Origin of the sequence: Pseudactinotalea sp. Z1739 (assembly GCF_049725055.1) — a bacterium.
In the GTDB taxonomy this organism is placed as follows: Bacteria; Actinomycetota; Actinomycetes; order Actinomycetales; family Beutenbergiaceae; genus CALKWS01.
This window is the reverse complement of the sequence record NZ_JBMPQA010000007.1, coordinates 1-14,771: the sequence shown is the minus strand read 5'-3', so window position 1 is coordinate 14,771 and position 14,771 is coordinate 1. Positions and strand designations below refer to the sequence as shown.

General features: G+C 69.1%; 14 protein-coding genes and 1 pseudogene. 7 read left to right on the top strand and 8 right to left on the bottom strand.

Going from position 1 to position 14,771, the window contains the following annotated elements; genetic code table 11:
• Window positions 1–6 precede the first annotated feature (6 nt).
• Both ACO0LV_RS10375 and ACO0LV_RS10370 read right to left on the bottom strand, forming a co-directional pair.
• The gene (locus tag ACO0LV_RS10375) at window positions 7–978 is read right to left on the bottom strand and encodes an anti-sigma factor RsbA family regulatory protein (RefSeq protein ID WP_424787824.1); all 972 of its coding nucleotides are present in this window, start codon (window positions 976–978) and stop codon (window positions 7–9) included.
• Window positions 975–1,505: a YbhB/YbcL family Raf kinase inhibitor-like protein gene (locus ACO0LV_RS10370; protein ID WP_424787823.1), complete on the bottom strand. Its 531-nt coding sequence runs from the start codon at window positions 1,503–1,505 to the stop codon at window positions 975–977. The genes ACO0LV_RS10375 and ACO0LV_RS10370 overlap by 4 nt, the downstream gene beginning before the upstream one ends.
• Window positions 1,506–1,677: 172 nt before the next feature.
• Here ACO0LV_RS10370 and ACO0LV_RS10365 point away from each other — a divergent pair, with 172 nt between their 5' ends.
• From ACO0LV_RS10365 to ACO0LV_RS10355, 3 genes are all read left to right on the top strand, one after another.
• Complete coding sequence (locus ACO0LV_RS10365) at window positions 1,678–2,523, top strand: hypothetical protein (protein ID WP_424787822.1); 846 nt, start codon at window positions 1,678–1,680, stop codon at window positions 2,521–2,523.
• Window positions 2,523–4,130 carry a DNA polymerase Y family protein gene (locus ACO0LV_RS10360; RefSeq protein ID WP_424787821.1) on the top strand — a complete coding sequence of 536 codons (1,608 nt, stop codon included), beginning with the start codon at window positions 2,523–2,525 and terminating at the stop codon, window positions 4,128–4,130. The genes ACO0LV_RS10365 and ACO0LV_RS10360 overlap by 1 nt, the downstream gene beginning before the upstream one ends.
• Window positions 4,131–4,201: 71 nt before the next feature.
• Window positions 4,202–4,609, top strand: coding sequence for a cyclic nucleotide-binding/CBS domain-containing protein (locus tag ACO0LV_RS10355; protein WP_424787820.1), 408 nt, complete (start codon window positions 4,202–4,204; stop codon window positions 4,607–4,609).
• A gap of 15 nt (window positions 4,610–4,624) precedes the next feature.
• Here the strand turns inward: ACO0LV_RS10355 and ACO0LV_RS10350 are convergent, their stop codons facing one another.
• Complete coding sequence (locus ACO0LV_RS10350; protein WP_424787819.1) at window positions 4,625–5,821, bottom strand: Gfo/Idh/MocA family protein; 1,197 nt, start codon at window positions 5,819–5,821, stop codon at window positions 4,625–4,627.
• Between the two features lie 158 nt (window positions 5,822–5,979).
• Between ACO0LV_RS10350 and ACO0LV_RS10345 the strand changes: the two genes are divergently transcribed.
• Window positions 5,980–7,314 carry an HNH endonuclease gene (locus ACO0LV_RS10345; RefSeq protein ID WP_424787818.1) on the top strand — a complete coding sequence of 445 codons (1,335 nt, stop codon included), beginning with the start codon at window positions 5,980–5,982 and terminating at the stop codon, window positions 7,312–7,314.
• A complete protein-coding gene (locus tag ACO0LV_RS10340; RefSeq protein WP_424787817.1) occupies window positions 7,311–10,547 on the top strand; it encodes an error-prone DNA polymerase in 3,237 nt (1,078 codons plus the stop codon). The genes ACO0LV_RS10345 and ACO0LV_RS10340 overlap by 4 nt, the downstream gene beginning before the upstream one ends.
• Window positions 10,548–10,556: 9 nt before the next feature.
• Here ACO0LV_RS10340 and ACO0LV_RS10335 read toward each other — a convergent pair whose 3' ends face one another.
• The 3 genes from ACO0LV_RS10335 to ACO0LV_RS10325 are packed head-to-tail and all read right to left on the bottom strand — an operon-like array spanning window position 10,557 to window position 12,609.
• Window positions 10,557–11,534 carry an aminoglycoside phosphotransferase family protein gene (locus tag ACO0LV_RS10335; protein ID WP_424787816.1) on the bottom strand — a complete coding sequence of 326 codons (978 nt, stop codon included), beginning with the start codon at window positions 11,532–11,534 and terminating at the stop codon, window positions 10,557–10,559.
• Window positions 11,535–11,575: 41 nt separating this feature from the next.
• Entirely contained in the window at window positions 11,576–12,049 is a 474-nt protein-coding gene (locus ACO0LV_RS10330) for a tRNA (cytidine(34)-2'-O)-methyltransferase (protein ID WP_424787815.1), read from the bottom strand.
• A 44-nt stretch (window positions 12,050–12,093) separates the two neighbouring features.
• A complete protein-coding gene (locus tag ACO0LV_RS10325) occupies window positions 12,094–12,609 on the bottom strand; it encodes an ATPase (protein ID WP_424787814.1) in 516 nt (171 codons plus the stop codon).
• 262 nt (window positions 12,610–12,871) lie between these two features.
• On the opposite strand from ACO0LV_RS10325, the gene ACO0LV_RS10320 reads away from it, so the two are divergent.
• Complete coding sequence (locus tag ACO0LV_RS10320) at window positions 12,872–13,087, top strand: helix-turn-helix domain-containing protein (RefSeq protein ID WP_424787813.1); 216 nt, start codon at window positions 12,872–12,874, stop codon at window positions 13,085–13,087.
• Window positions 13,084–13,608, top strand: coding sequence for an N-terminal phage integrase SAM-like domain-containing protein (locus ACO0LV_RS10315; RefSeq protein ID WP_424787811.1), 525 nt, complete (start codon window positions 13,084–13,086; stop codon window positions 13,606–13,608). The genes ACO0LV_RS10320 and ACO0LV_RS10315 overlap by 4 nt, the downstream gene beginning before the upstream one ends.
• Here the strand turns inward: ACO0LV_RS10315 and ACO0LV_RS10310 are convergent.
• Both ACO0LV_RS10310 and ACO0LV_RS10305 read right to left on the bottom strand, forming a co-directional pair.
• Window positions 13,598–14,362, bottom strand: a pseudogene (locus tag ACO0LV_RS10310) (IS3 family transposase); the annotation flags it as partial. The gene ACO0LV_RS10315 and the pseudogene ACO0LV_RS10310 sit on opposite strands and share 11 nt — an antisense overlap.
• Before the next feature lie 30 nt (window positions 14,363–14,392).
• Window positions 14,393–14,771: ISL3 family transposase (locus tag ACO0LV_RS10305; protein ID WP_424787810.1), on the bottom strand; the 379-nt coding region annotated here is incomplete at its 5' end.

Sequence of the window (14,771 nt, the reverse complement as noted above, 5' to 3'; positions counted from 1 at the left end):
GGTCTCTCAGTCGGCCGGCTCGGTATCGCTGATGACCAGGCGGACCGTGAAGCCCTCGTCGGTCCCGATCGCCACGTAGTCACAACTCTCGTGGGCCAGCCACAGACCCAGCCCTCCGGTGGTGCTGTCGCTGGTGCGCACCAGCCCGACCAGCGGATCATCGGGCCCGGGGCCGGTGTCGGTGACCGTGGCGACCGCCCGCCCCGGCGCCCACCAGACCCGCAGCCGGACCGGCGGGGTGCCGTGCTCGAAGGCGTTGGTCACCGCCTCGTTCACGGCAATCTCCAGTGCCATCACCTTGCGCCACTCGCATCCGCTGCGCCGGCCGGCTTCACGCGCCAGGGCACGGGCCCCGCTCCTGCTCGGGTCGGTCACATCCGCCAGCGGCGTCGCGGACTCGAGGGGGTCGGCGGCCGGGGAGTGCCGGGCGAAGAACTCCTCCGGGGGTTCGAAGGTGGGGCTGGGCCGCCTCCGGGCCCCGGTGGCGGCCAGCCACGGATGGGTGCGGCGGACGTCATCGAGGACGTCCCGGCCTGCCACGTTCGCGTCGTAGGTGCACAGATGCGATACCGGGAAATCGGCGAACAGACGATTCACCGCCGCCTCGTACCGTGCCCACCAGGACCAGGTGTTCTCGATCGCCGGTGTCGGCACCTGCCCGACCACGCGGATCCGGCCCGCGTGGCCGCGGGTGAGCCCGGTCAGGTGCTCCAGATGAGTTTCGATGGTGCTGGAGGGCCGGCGGTACTCCGCGTCACCGTCCAGGAAGTTCGCGTGCGCTGCGGCCGGGCCGAGCGCAGTGCGCAGCCACTCGGCCCGCTGGTGGCCGAGGGTGACGAGGGTGGGCTCGCCGGCGTCGAAGCCCGCCCGTACGAACGGCACCACCATCTGCAGGAACTCGGTCCGGGATTCGTAGATGGCGGCTTGGTGGATGTGTTCGGTGGTCTGGAGGTTCACGACGGGGTTCAGGGGATTCATGGCCGCTGATAGGTCGGCACCAACGTAGCTCGGGCGAGGGTATGGAACAGCGCGGTGAAGGCCACCTTGGTGGGGCTGTGCTCACTGCTGAGGTCGAGGGTCTCGGTGTCCAGGGCGTGCACGGCGAAGATGTACCGGTGCGGGTGGTCCCCGGGCGGGGGCGCCGCACCCTCGTAACCGAAGGTGCCGCCGTCGGACCGCACGTGGAAGGCCGCTCCGGGCAGACCGAGGTCGCTCTCCCCGGCGCCCTGCTCGAGGGAGGTCACCTGCACGGGGATGTCCACCGCGCTCCAGTGCCAGTAACCCGCCGGGTTAGGGGCGTCCGGATCGAAGCAGTTGATGAGGAAGGACTGGGTCTCCTCGGGGAATCCGGACCAGCTCAGTGCCGGCGAGATGTTCCCGCCGGCCTCGGTGAAGGACTCGGCCAGGGGGGTGCCGTCGGTGATGTCCGGGCTGGTCAGGGTGAAGGATCCGGTGGCGGGCAGCAGGTCATAGGGGTTCGGGGCGAGGGGTCGGGACAGGTCCATGGGCTCCTGGGCTCCTCGGTACGGATAACTCTTCCCGGTGGTTTTACCACGACTTCGTTGTTCGTGCCTCTTGGATCTTGACAGGCCGGCACCGACAGCCTTGACTAGAACTGACGTTCGATGAATGTCAGTGGTCGCACCTACCGTGTCAGGTGTGAGTGGAGGAGGTGTGATGACGACGGCGACGACGAAGCAGGCGAAGATGGTCGCCGCCCGGCGGGCGCTCGCCGCCGCAGAGGTCGCGGTGGGGGTGGTCGCCGAGACGGGCATGGGTGGGGGCACCGAGACCGGCGCGAGCGGGGTCACCGGCGCGGACGGCAGCGGTGGCGGTGGCGGTGACGGCGTCCCCGGGCGGCAATTGCAGGAGCGGCAGCCGGTTGCGGAGCAGCCCGGATACCAGGGTCTGGCGGTGCCCGGGGCCCTGGCCCCGTTACTGCCCGGGGGATTGCGCCCAGGCATGATCGCGCAGGTACACGGATCCACCACTGTGCTGCTGGCCATCGCCCAGTCGGCCGCGGGGGCCGAGCGCTGGTGCGTGCTGGTGGGCATGCCCGATGTGGGGTGGGCTGCGGCCGCGGCTGCCGGACTCGACCTGAGCCGGGTGGTCGCGGTCCCCGACCCGGGCCCGGATGCGGCCGCTGTGCTGGGTGCTCTGGTGGACGGGTTCGATGTGCTCCTGGTCGGAGCGTGTCCGGGTCTGAACCCCGCGGGACGGCGGTCCCTGACCGGACGGTTGCGCCGGCGAGGAGCGGTGCTGCTGACCGACCAGCACTGGCCCGGTGCGCACGTGGCGCTGCAGGTGCAGCCGGCGGTGTGGTCCGGGGTGGGCCACGGGCACGGGTTGCTCACCGGGCGGGAGATGGTCGTGCACTCCCTGGGCCGGGGGCAGTTGGCCGGGCCGGCGCGACAGGTGCGGGTGCTCGCCGGGGCCGATGGGCTCTCCTCCATCCCGGAGCAGACCGACGAGCGCGGGCGACCGTGGGCCGGCGACGACCCGATCCTGGCCGAGGTCGGCTGATGAGCGCGTTGACTGAATCCGCAGCACCTCCGGTGGGCACCAGGCTGGCGGTGTTGTGGGTACCGGACTGGCCGGTGGCGGCCGCGATCGCCGAGGGGCTGGTCGGGGCGCACGAGCCGGTCGCCGTGCACGACGGGCGCCAGATCGTGGTTGCCGGTGCGTCGGCCCGTGCGGCTGGGGTACGGCGGGGGATGCGCCGGCGTACCGCCCAGGGACTGTGCCCGGACCTGGTGCTGATCCACACAGACGAGGGCCGGGACGTACGGGCTTTCGAACCGCTGGTGCAGGCCGCCGAGGATGTGGTGGCCCAGGTGCAGGTGATGCGTCCGGGCCTGATGCTCACCACCGCCGACGGGCCGGCCCGTTACCTGGGCTCGGAGGAACGTGTGGCCGCGGACCTGATCGAACAGGTCGCCACCGCCACCGGTGCCGAAGCGCAGGTGGGCGTGGCCGACGGGTTGCTGGCGGCGGTGCTGGCTGCCCGGGACGGCGTGCTCGTGCCCCGCGGTGGTGCCCGTGCCTACCTGGCCGGGCGGGACGTGCGGGAACTGATGATGGTGGCCACCACCCAGCAGTTGCGCCGGGAACTGACCGACCTGATCGATCTGCTGCGCCGGCTGGGCATCGCGGCGCTGGGGGACATGGCTGCGCTGCGCCCCGCTCAGGTCGGGCCCAGGTTCGGTGCCCTGGGAACCGCCGTGCACCGGCTGGCCCAGGGCCTGGATGAGTACCCGGTGCCGGCTCACCGCACCGAACCCGACATCACCGCGCACGCCGAACTGGACCCGCCGGTGCAGCGGGTGGATGTGGCCGCTTTCGCCGGACGTCGCCTGGCGGAGGAGGTGAACAACCGGATGTTGCGCCGCGGAGTGGTGTGCACCCGGTTGCGGGTGCTGGCCCGGACCGAGGACGGGCTGGAACTGGAGCGCACCTGGCGTATCGACGGGGCGCTGACCGCCACCGAACTGACCGACCGGGTGCGATGGCAGTTGGAGGGGTGGCTCAGCGGACGCAGTGGTGAGGTGCCCAGTGCTCCATTGGTGCACCTGGAACTGGCCGCCGAGGAGGTGCATCCGGCTGCGGCGATGAGCGAGGGACTGTGGGGGCGCAACAGCCGGGGACAGGAGCACGCCGGCCGGGCCGCGTTGCGGGTACAGGGAATGCTCGGGGCCGAACAGGTACTCGCCCCGGTGCTGGAAGGCGGACGCACGCCCAGGGGCCGGGTGCGATTGGTGGCCTGGGGGGACGAGACCAGCCCCCGTCGTCGTCCGGACGCCCCTTGGCCCGGGCAGATCCCGCCCCCGCTGCCGGCCACGGTGCCCACCGAGAAGATCCAGGTGGAGTTGGCCGATGCCGGCGATCGTCCGGTGCGGGTGGGCCCTCGCGGACTGCTCGGTGCGGACCCGGCCCGGGTGGAGATTCCGGCGCCACCGTCCTGGTCGGGGCGGTGGGCGGTCAGTGGTTGGGCCGGACCGTGGCCGGTGCGCGAGCGCTGGTGGGCCGGCGGGCGCGGACGCACCTATCTGCAGGTGGTGTGCACCGAGGGGCCGGCGCTGCTGCTGTGCGCCGAGGGTGAAGAGTGGTGGGTGGAGGGCATCTATGACTGACGACACCACTGCGCTGGGACCCACCGGGCGAATACAGCCCGTAAACCTCCCGGGCGTGGCACCGTAGAGACATGGGATACGGCAACGTCACACCGCAATCACCGGTGCGGGACCTGATGAGCACTCCGGTGGCGATGGTCAGCCTGGGCGACTCGTTGCGGCATGTGGCCGAGGAGCTCGCGGCCAACGCCATCGGCGCGGTCATGGTCACCACCGAGACCCGCTGCGTGGGCATCATCACCGAGCGTGATCTGGTCGAGCACGTGGCCAACGGGGCGAACCTGGAGAACCTCACGGCCGAGGAGGTGCTGTCCTCCGACCTGGTCACCGCCACCCCTGATCAGAGCGTGACCGAGGCGGCCCGGCAGATGGTGGAGGCCGGGATCCGGCACCTGCCGATCTCCGACTCCGATGACGTGATCGGGCTGATCTCGGCCCGCGACGTGCTGGTCGTGCTGACCGGTGCGGCGACGAATTAGCGCACGGATCAGCCGTTACCCGCTGGTCTGCGACGCCTGAGGCACCTGACCGGTCCGCACCGGCACACCGTCGTAGTCCCCGGCGAGCACCTCAGCCACCCGGATCGGCTGCCCGAGTGTGGCGGAGAGGTAGATCGCGCGCACCGTGGCCAGGGCGTTCAGGCCGTGGTCCAGCCCCACCCAGGGCTGTCCGCCGGAGCGGATCGCCCGCACCACGTCAGCCCACTGCAGGGCGTGGGAGTCCCCGTACTGGCTGGTGTGCGAGCCGGCCGGATCGAACCCGCCGAGCACGTTCTTGTTCTCATCCTCCTGGGCGCCCACCTGGTTGGCGACCCAGGTGGCCCCCTCGGCGTCGCGGGCGTGGAAGTAACTGAGCAGGTCCCCTTCGATCACCGCTGAACCGTCGGTGCCGTGAATGCCCAGACGCACGCCCAGGTCCGGATACACCGTGGTGGAGGCGTGCACGGTGGCCAGCGCGCCGGAGGTGAACCGGATCACCGCCACGGCCACGTCCTCGACCTCGATGCGTTCGTGGCCCAGCCGGGCGGTGTGGGCGAAGACCTCCAGCGGCTCACCGAGGAACCACAACAACAGGTCCAGGGTGTGGATGCCCTGGTTCGCCAGCGCCCCGCCGCCGTCCTGGGACCAGGTGCCGCGCCAGTCCCCGGAGTCGTAGTAGGCCTGCTTGCGGTACCAGTCCACGTTCGCCACCGCCGAGGTCACCCGGCCAAGCCGGCCCTGCTCGAGGGCCTCGTGGATCGCCATCGCCGAGGGGTCGTGCCGGTGCTGGCTGATCACGCTGACTACCTGCTCCGGACGGGTGGCGGCAGCGGCGTGCAGGGCACGGGCGGCGACGAGGTCGGCATCGAGGGGTTTCTCCACCACGACGTGCAGCCCGGCCTCCAGGGCCTGGCCGGCCAGGGCGGCGTGGGTGCCGCTGGGTGTGCAGACGGTGACGACGTCGAGGCCTCCGTGTGCCAGAGCCTCGTCCAGGTCGGCGTACCGGCGTGGGGGCTGGCTCGCAGTGCCGGTCTCGGTACCGGTGAGCAGGTGCGCGAGTTTCTCCGTGCGCTCAGCGATCGGGTCGACCACCGCCACTACGTGCAAGTCAGGGCTGGCTGCGGCCACCTCGGCGTGCAGGGTGCCGATCACCCCGCATCCCACGATCGCGATCCGCAGGGCCTCGCCAGGGGCGGGTATGGAGGCGTTCATCCGGTCCGGGCTTCCTTCACGTGGTGGGTGCAAGCGCTTACCGCAGCCTACTGCGAAGTTCGCGGGGCCGACGTCCTCCGGCTGCGGTGGGACCGGGTCGAGCCCCTCGGGCGGGGCTGCGGTGGGCGATGTCAGTACACCGCTATATACTCAAACACATGTACGAATCAGGTGCTGATCAGGGCGTGGCCGCCGGTGTGATCACCGGGTGGACCCAGGCCTTGAGGCGCCTGGATCGGCAGATCTCGAACGCCGAGCGGATCGACCAGATCCGCGCCCTGGAGGAACTCAAGGCCGCCGCGGCCGCAGCCCAGGCCCAGGTCAGCGTGGACCTGCTGGAGGCGACCCGGGCCGAACGTGCTGCTGCCGGGGCCCCCGCCGACGAGCGCAGCAAGGGCGTGGCCACCCAGATCGCCCTGGCCCGGCGGGAGTCTCCGGTTCGTGGTGGTCGTTACCTGGGCCTGGCCACCGCACTGGCCGAGATGCCGAACACCCGCCGCGCGCTGCGGAACGGGCGGATCAGTGAGTGGCGCGCCACCTTGCTGGTGCGGGAGAGTGCCTGCCTGAGCGTGGCGGATCGCGGTCGTCTCGACGCCGAACTCGCCGGTCTCGACCTGGAAGGCCTCGGGGACCGCCGACTGGTGGCCGAGGCGAAGAAGATCGCCTATCGGATCGATGCTGCGGCCCAGGTCCGTCGAGCCTCGAAGGCCACCAGTGAACGTACCGTCTCCATCCGGCCGGCACCGGACACGATGGCCTATCTCACCGGGTTGCTCCCGGTGGCACAGGGCGTGGCGGTGTACGCGGCGCTGACCGCACGCGCCGAGACGTTGCGCGGCCGGGGCGACTCTCGTTCGCGCGGCCAGATCATGGCCGACACCCTGGTCGAGCGGGTCACCGGGCAGTCCGAGGCCGAGGCCGTCGCCCACCAGGTGCAGTTGGTGATCACTGATCGGACGTTGCTGTCCGGAGACGGTGAACCCGCCTACGTACCCGGCTACGGTGTGGTGCCCGCAGCGTGGGCCCGGGAGCAGGTGCGCACGGCGGATGAGCGCCAGGTGTGGATCCGCCGCCTCTACACCGCACCCACCACCGGGCAACTGGTGGCCATGGACGCCCGTTCCCGTCGTGCACCGGCGGGCCTGGCTGCCTTCATCGACGCCCGGGATCAGACCTGCCGCACGCCCTGGTGCGAGGCCCCGGTGCGTCACCGGGACCACATCCGGGGGGTGCAGGAGGGCGGAGCGACGTCCGCCCAGAACCTCCAGGGCCTGTGCGAACGGTGCAACTACACCAAGGAAGCCCCGGGATGGTGGGCCCGGGCACTGTCCACCTGGGATTCCCATCAGACCGAACTGAGCACTCCGACCGGGCACCGGTACCACTCGCGCGCCCCGGTCCAGCCCGGACCCAGGCAGCGACGCGGACCGGACCTGCAGCGGGAGAGCATCCTGGAGCGGTCCCTCGGTGCGGTACTGGTGCGTGCCGGATGAGTGCCTACGCCGAACTGCACGCCCATTCGGCGTTCAGCTTCCTCGACGGTGCCAGCCAGCCGGAAGAGTTGGCGATCGAAGCCGCCGGGTTGGGGTTGTCCGCGATGGCCCTGACCGACCACGACGGCCTGTACGGGGTGGTGCGCTTCGCCGAGGCGGCCCGGACGCTGGGGCTGCCCACTCTCTACGGTGCCGAGCTGGGACTGCCCGATCAGCACCTACTGGCCCTGGCCCGTGGGCCGGAGGGGTACCGGCGGCTGTCCCGGGGGATAGCCAGGGCGCACCTGGCCGGTGGTGCGAAGGGGGCACCGGCCTATGACCTCCCCGAACTGGCCGACCTGGCCGCCGGTAACTGGTTGGTGCTCACCGGGTGCCGGCAGGGCGCGGTCCGTCAGGCCCTGGAACCCCAGCCAGGAAGGTTCGACCTGCCCGCCGCCAGACGTGCCCTGACCGAACTCACCGAGGCGTTCGGGCCGGAGAACGTGGCGGTGGAGATCACCGACCACGGTGCCCCGTGGGACTCGGTGCGCTCGGACGCCCTCGCCGAACTCGCCGATCGGGCCGGACTGCCGCTGGTGGCCACCGGTGCGGTGCACTGTGCCCGCCCGGACCAGCAGCCGCTGACCGACGTGCTCGCCGCCCTGGCCCAGCGTTCCACGCTGGAGGAGATGGACGCCCGTCGTCCACCTGCCCCGGCTCACCTACGCGGGGCGGCGGAGATGTACGCCCGGCACCACCGCCACCCGCAGGCGGTGGCCACCAGTGCGGCGCTGGCCGCCGAGTGTGCCTTCGATCTGGACCTGATCGCCCCGAACCTGCCGCCGTACCCGGTGCCGGACGGGCACACCGAGGCCACCTGGCTGCGTGAGTTGGTGCGCCGTGGGGCGCTGGAGCGCTATGGCCCCCCTGAGGCTCCCAAGCATCCGAAGGCCTATGCCACCATCGCCCGCGAACTGGACATCATCACCGAACTGGGCTTCGGAGGGTACTTCCTGATCGTGCACCAGATCGTGCAGTTCTGCCGCGAGAACCAGATCCTGTGCCAGGGCAGGGGCTCGGCCGCCAACTCCGCGGTCTGCTACGCCCTGGGCATCACCGCCGTCGACGCCGTCCAGCACACTCTGTTGTTCGAGCGGTTCCTGGCCCCGGGCCGCTCCGGGCCGCCCGATATCGACCTGGACATCGAGTCGGCCCGCCGGGAGGAGGTGATCCAGCATGTGTACACCCGCTACGGGCGCACCCACGCCGCCCAGGTCGCCAACGTGATCTCCTACCGGCCCCGCTCGGCGGTGCGTGATGCGGCCCGTGCCTTCGGTTACGACGTGGGCCAGCAGGACGCCTGGTCCAAGAGCATCGAACGGTGGGGCAGTCTCAAACCCAGCCCACCGGTCGAGGTGCCCAAGGAGCGCGCCAGTGAACAGGAGCGACTGCGCCGCGACGGTCCCTGGACGCCCGGGCCGGAGGTGGTCGCCGCAGCCGACGCCGCCGGTGGTGATCTGGAGAGTATCCCCGAACCGGTGATCGACATCGCCGAGCAGATGCTGCGCCTGCCCCGCCACCTGGGCATCCACTCCGGGGGGATGGTGCTGTGCGACCGGCCGGTGATCGATGTGTGCCCGGTGGAGTGGGCCACCATGCCCGGGCGCACCGTGCTGCAGTGGGACAAGGACGACTGCGCCGACGCCGGCCTGGTCAAGTTCGATCTGCTCGGTCTGGGCATGCTCACCGCGCTGCGGCTTGCCTTCACCATGATCGGCCAGGTCGAAGGGATCGAACTGGATCTGCACTCGATCGGTCAGGAGGACCCGGCGGTGTACGACCTGCTCTGCGCGGCCGAGACGGTAGGGGTCTTCCAGGTGGAGTCGCGGGCACAGATGGCCACCCTGCCCAGACTCCGGCCGCGCACCTTCTACGACATCGTGGTGGAGGTTGCCCTGATCCGCCCGGGACCCATCCAGGGGAACTCGGTGCACCCCTACATCCGCCGGGCCCGCGGCAAGGAGGAGGTCACCTACCTGCACCCCCTGCTGGAGCCCACCCTGAAGCGCACCCTGGGTATCCCGCTGTTCCAGGAGCAACTGATGCAGATCGCCGTGGACGTGGCCTCCTTCACCCCGGCCGAGGCCGACCAACTACGCCGGGCGATGGGGTCCAAGCGTTCGGCCGAACGGATGGAGGCCCTGCGGGAGCGGCTGATGGCCGGGATGGCTGCCAACGGGGTCGGCAGGGAGGTGGGGGAGCAGATCTACGACAAACTCAAGGCCTTCTCCGACTTCGGGTTCCCTGAGTCCCACGCCTTCTCCTTCGCCTACCTGGTCTACGCCAGCGCATGGCTGAAGGTGCACCACCCCGAGGCGTTCTACGCCGGACTGCTGGCTGCCCAGCCGATGGGGTTCTACTCACCGCAGTCCCTGGTGGCTGATGCCCGACGGCGTGGGGTGCTCGTGCACCGGGCCCGGCTGGACCGTTCGGCTGCTCAGGCGACCGTGGTGCGCGAGGATGACGGCACCTTGGTGGTCCAGCTCGGCCTGGCACCGGTGCGGGGGATCGGGGAGAAGACCGCCGAGCGGATCGTGGCGGTGCGTGAGCAGGCTCCCTTCGCCGACCTGGCCGACCTGACTCGACGGGTTCGCCTCAGCGCTGCGCAGGTGGAGGCGCTGGCCACCGCCGGGGCGTTGGAGTGCTTCGGGCACTCCAGACGGGAGGCGCTGTGGCTGGCCGGGGCCCTGGCGGCCGAGAGCGGACGACGGCGGGGGGACTGGGTGCAGGACGTGTTGCCACTGACCGCCGTCGGGCTCGAGGTGCCGCAGCTGGCCGGGATGGACGAGGTGAGCACCGCCGTCGCCGATGTCTGGGCCACCGGGGTGTCGGTGGATTCCTTCCCCACCCAGTTCCTGCGGACGGATCTGGACTCCCGGGGTGTGCTCACCGTGGCCCAGGCATGCGCAGGGTTGGACCGACAGCGGATCCGGGTGGCCGGGGTGGTCACCCACCGGCAGCGCCCTGCCACTGCCCGCGGGGTGACGTTCCTGTCGCTGGAGGATGAGACGGGTCTGATCAACGTGATCTGCTCGCCCGGGGTGTGGGCGAAGTACCGCAAGGTGGCCCGCACCAGCGCGGCCCTGGTGATCCGGGGCGTGGTGGAGTACGCGGAGAACGTGACCAACCTGACCGCCGATCAGATCAGCCCGCTGGACCTGCGGGTGCCGGCCAAGTCCCGGGATTTCCAGTAGGTCGCGATATCAGTACTGCTGGGCCAACGTCGCCCACGTGCGCACCGCGGGCAGTTCGCGCAGGTTGTGCTGCTGCTGAACCGGGTCGGGCCAGGTCTGCAGGCGCCACAGCACCGACTCCACCGTGCGGGCACACGCCCACTCGCAGATACGCCGGGCCGGCACCCCCAGCACCTGCTGAGCCGTGTCGATCCGGGGCGCCAGTACCGTTGCCGGCTCGGAATGGGCGAACGGGTCATCGATCTGGGCCAGGATCGGCCATAGGTCATAGCCGGGGTCGCCGACCATCGGTTTGGGGTCGATCGCCAGCCACCGGGCCGGACCGGCGGTGGGGGCGTCCAGGAGCACGTTGCCGGGGTTGAGGTCACCGTGCAAGGCCACAGTAGGGGCCGGCGTGGCCACCGGGTCGGCGAAGGCAGCCAGCAGGTCCAGCCCGTACTGCATCTCGGACCGGAAGCCCTCGTACAGGTGGGACCAGGTGTTGGCACGCTCGGTGGCAACCGTGGACCAGTGTGCGGCCACCCGGCGAAGAGACGGCATCGTGAACTCTTCCAGCGGCGCCCGGTGCAGATCGGCCAGAATGTTCATCGCGGTCTGCAGTCGGTGCTCCGGTGGTGCCTGGTCGTTCAGCAGCAGGTGGCCAGGCATGGCCCGGCGCATCAGCAGTGCCCAGTCGCCGCCGTGGTGATCGAGCAGTTCCACGGCCGAGTGGCCCTGCCAGATCCGCAGTGCGATGGCTTCGAATTGCGCCTCGGAGTGGGGGTAGGTGACCTTCAGCACCACCGGGGTGCCATCGGGCAATGTTCCGGGCGCGGTCCAGGAGGCGGTGCCCACCCCGAATGGCTCGCCGAGATGCAGCGACCAGCGCTGCACGGCTCGTGCCACCAGGTCCGGAACCCGCCGCATCCACTCCGCGCCCTGAGGGGTGGAGCCCGCCCCGGTGCTCAGCGAGCGGGGGATGGGGACGGCAGGAGGGGGCTGGGTCACGGCCCATACCTTAACGCCGCAGGCTTTCCTCCGATGGGTGCCTACTCACCGGTGACGTATCCGTGCTGGCGCCAGGCTTCGTAGGTGGCGATTGCTGCGGCATTGGACAGGTTCAGTGAGCGCAGGCCCGGGCGCATCGGGATGCGGGCCGTGTCGCTGATGCGGTCGTCGGTGACGACGTGGTCGGGGAAGGCGACCGGCTCGGGGCCGAAGAGCAGAGTGTCGCCCGGTTGGTAGGCGATGTCGGCGAACATGGTGCGCCCGCGGCCGGTGAAGGCGTACACCGTGCCGTTGGCGTGCTCGCCGACCCAGGCCATCGCGGCGTCGAAGTCCGGGTGGGTGATCACGTGCGCGAGGTCGTGGTAATCCAGTCCGGCCCGGCGCAGTTTCGCGTCCGACAGGTCGAAACCGAGGGGCTCGACCAGGTGCAAGGTTGTGCCGGTGACCGCGGACATCCGGATCGCCGCACCGGTGTTCGGGGGGATCCGGGGTTCGAAGAACATCACATGGAACACGCCAGATTGTATCGCCGGCTTCGAGCGGTCCGTGCCCGCGCGCATCAATCGGTCCAGTCGAGGAGCGCGTCCATCAGGAGGGCGACCTCGTGGGGTGTTCGGCCCTCAGTGTCGAGCCGGTGCACAGCGGGGGTGGCCTCGGCTTCGAGCCGTACGGCGGCCTCCCTGCTTCTCGCTACGTGAGCGGCCAGACTCTCTCCCGGCTCTCGCCCGGCGAGCCGGTCCTGGATGGTGCCCGAGGTTGCCTGGAGCAGCACCGATGTTGTGCGCGGGCGGTCACCCATGGCGTCCGCGATCGCTTCGGCTTCCAGCACCGAGACGGTGTTGGTGAAGATCAAACGCCTGTAGTCCAGCGCCCGGTAGTTGGCCCAGATCGCGGCAAGATTCCGAAAGGCGATCCCCGAGCGCCACGGGGCAGGGTGAGCGAGGTTGAGCGCGTCCCCCTCGACCACGGCGTGCGTGACGTCTTGGGCCGAGAGGAGGTCATGAAGTGCGAAGGCGGCCGAAGACTTCCCGACGCCGGATGCTCCACCGATGAGGAGCAGTTCTGATCGCGGCATGCCTCAAGGATCCCTCAGTTGAGCCGCCATGGCCGAGCCGATATCGCTCGGACCTGCATGAATGTGGTGTCCAGAGGGGGACTTGAACCCCCACGCCCGTGATGAAGCGGGTCCGCAGAACACCAGCAGTTTCAGGCGATCCATGATGCTCCTGGCGCTGCTGGTGTGCCATTTAGTGTGCCAAACGGGGCTGGGCGAGGGGAGGAAGGCACCCAGTTACATCCCGTGGCACGAGAGAACATCGCCCGCACACATAGAGGGCATGAGTGCAAACGAAACCATCACCACAATGTCCGAAGCCCTTGCCGCTGACCGCCCCACATTGACCGTCAAGGAGGTGGCCAACCTTCTTGGAGTCGATGTCCGTACCGTCTACCGGGCCATCGAAGATGAACAACTGCCCGCGCTGCGGATCGGCAAGAAGCGACTGGTCCCCCGCCTGAAACTCATGGAACTGCTGGGTGCTGACGCCGCATGAGCAGACGCAAGCACGGCGAAGGAAGCGTCTACTCCTACGTGCGCTCGGGCGTCCGCAGGTACCGGATCCAGTGGTACGAGCGAGGGGACATCGACGACCCTGACTCGCCACTGCGGCGCAGGTCCCAAGGTGGATTCCCCACCACCAAGGACGCGGCAGCCGCGCTACGCCAGAAACTCAGTTCCCTGGACCGCGGAGAGCCGACGAGCACAGCGCGCAGCGGTCTTACCGTGGGTGAGTTCATGGACGAGTGGGTGGAAGGTCACCGTGTGGGTGAATCCACCAAGGCCGGATACCTCAAAATAATACGGTTGCACATCAAGCCCTACATCGGGGAGGTGGAACTGGCGAAACTCACCTCCACGCGCTTGGCTGCGCTGTACCGGCAACTGGAATCCAGCGGCCGGCGCAACCACAAGGGTGAATGCACCGGGGAGGGCCTGGGGCCAAACACCGTCCACAAGGTGCATCAGTCTCTATCTGTGAACCGCCCCAGGTTCGATGGAGAGTTCAGTTGTTGACTGTGATGAGTGTTTCTGTGGCCTTGTTGGCGTTGTAATACCGGGCTTCGAAGGTCACCGGATTAGTATATCCCAAGCTTGAGTGCAGGCGCTCATTGTTGTACCAATCCACCCAACCTAAGGTTGCGAACTCGACATCGTCAATCGTTCGGTAGGGCGTATCGTGAAAGATGGTGGTTTCGATGCACTCGGTCTTATACAGGCCGATGATTGATTCCATGAGTGCATTGTCGTACGCATCGCCCACGCTCCCGATTGATGGGGCGATTCCTTCAAGTTCTAGGCGCTCAGTGAAGCGAATCGCGGTGTACTGACTTCCCGCATCTGAGTGATGTATAAGCCCGGGTGATGCCGGATGTCCGGAATGCTTCCTGGACCATAGACCCATTCGCAGAGCGACCATGACTAGGTCGGTTTTCATGTTACGCTGAATGTGCCACCCGACAATGCGTTGGGCGAAGATGTCGACGATAAAGGCAACGTAGACAAATCCGGCCCACGTTCGCACATATGTAAAATCTGCCACCCAGGTGTGATTCGGCACCGGAGCGGCGAACTCGCGGTTCAGCAGGTCCACGGCGCGCTGGCCATCACCAGCAGGGATGGTGGTGCGCACACCGCGGCCCCGCACGACTCCGCGCCATCCGGCCTGGCCCATGATGCGGGCTACGGTGGACCGGGCGACCTGGTGGCCCTTTGCCAGCAGCATGTGCCAGGTCTTGCGGTACCCGTACAGGCTGGCGGGTTTAGGTTTCCCGCAGGGTCTAAATCGGCTCTTCCGGTTTTAGAGTGCATTGATCCGGGTCGCCAGTTGGCCGGAGTGCAGTAGGCAGCGCAGGACGTAGTGGTCGAAGTTGCGGAACCCTAGGGCGATGCCGCGTAGGGCTTCGAGGCGTCCGTTGATCGCTTCGACGGGGCCGTTGGAGGCTCCGCCACGGTCGAAGAACGCCAGGATCTGGTCTCGTTTGCGCCAGAGCGTGCGGCCGAGTTGAGCGAGTTCCTCCAGCCCCTCGGGTAGCCCGCGCCGGAGCCTGGTGATGAGGGCCTGCATGCGCTTCTTGCCGGCGGCCGGATCTGGGTGTTGGTAGGCGCTGATGATGTCCTGGTAGATGTGCCAGGAGACCTCCAAGGCCGCGTGGTCCTCGTGTTCGGCGAACAGCCGC

Bases quoted from the DNA above. Each gene is read 5' to 3' on its own strand.
- ACO0LV_RS10365 (WP_424787822.1), top strand. From the start codon at position 1,678: ATGACGACGGCGACGACGAAGCAGGCGAAGATGGTCGCCGCCCGGCGG.
- ACO0LV_RS10315 (WP_424787811.1), top strand. From the start codon at position 13,084: ATGAGCAGACGCAAGCACGGCGAAGGAAGCGTCTACTCCTACGTGCGC.
- ACO0LV_RS10320 (WP_424787813.1), top strand. From the start codon at position 12,872: ATGAGTGCAAACGAAACCATCACCACAATGTCCGAAGCCCTTGCCGCT.
- ACO0LV_RS10325 (WP_424787814.1), bottom strand. From the start codon at position 12,609: ATGCCGCGATCAGAACTGCTCCTCATCGGTGGAGCATCCGGCGTCGGG.
- ACO0LV_RS10355 (WP_424787820.1), top strand. From the start codon at position 4,202: ATGGGATACGGCAACGTCACACCGCAATCACCGGTGCGGGACCTGATG.
- ACO0LV_RS10340 (WP_424787817.1), top strand. From the start codon at position 7,311: ATGAGTGCCTACGCCGAACTGCACGCCCATTCGGCGTTCAGCTTCCTC.
- ACO0LV_RS10350 (WP_424787819.1), bottom strand. From the start codon at position 5,821: ATGAACGCCTCCATACCCGCCCCTGGCGAGGCCCTGCGGATCGCGATC.
- ACO0LV_RS10375 (WP_424787824.1), bottom strand. From the start codon at position 978: ATGAATCCCCTGAACCCCGTCGTGAACCTCCAGACCACCGAACACATC.
- ACO0LV_RS10370 (WP_424787823.1), bottom strand. From the start codon at position 1,505: ATGGACCTGTCCCGACCCCTCGCCCCGAACCCCTATGACCTGCTGCCC.
- ACO0LV_RS10360 (WP_424787821.1), top strand. From the start codon at position 2,523: ATGAGCGCGTTGACTGAATCCGCAGCACCTCCGGTGGGCACCAGGCTG.
- ACO0LV_RS10345 (WP_424787818.1), top strand. From the start codon at position 5,980: ATGTACGAATCAGGTGCTGATCAGGGCGTGGCCGCCGGTGTGATCACC.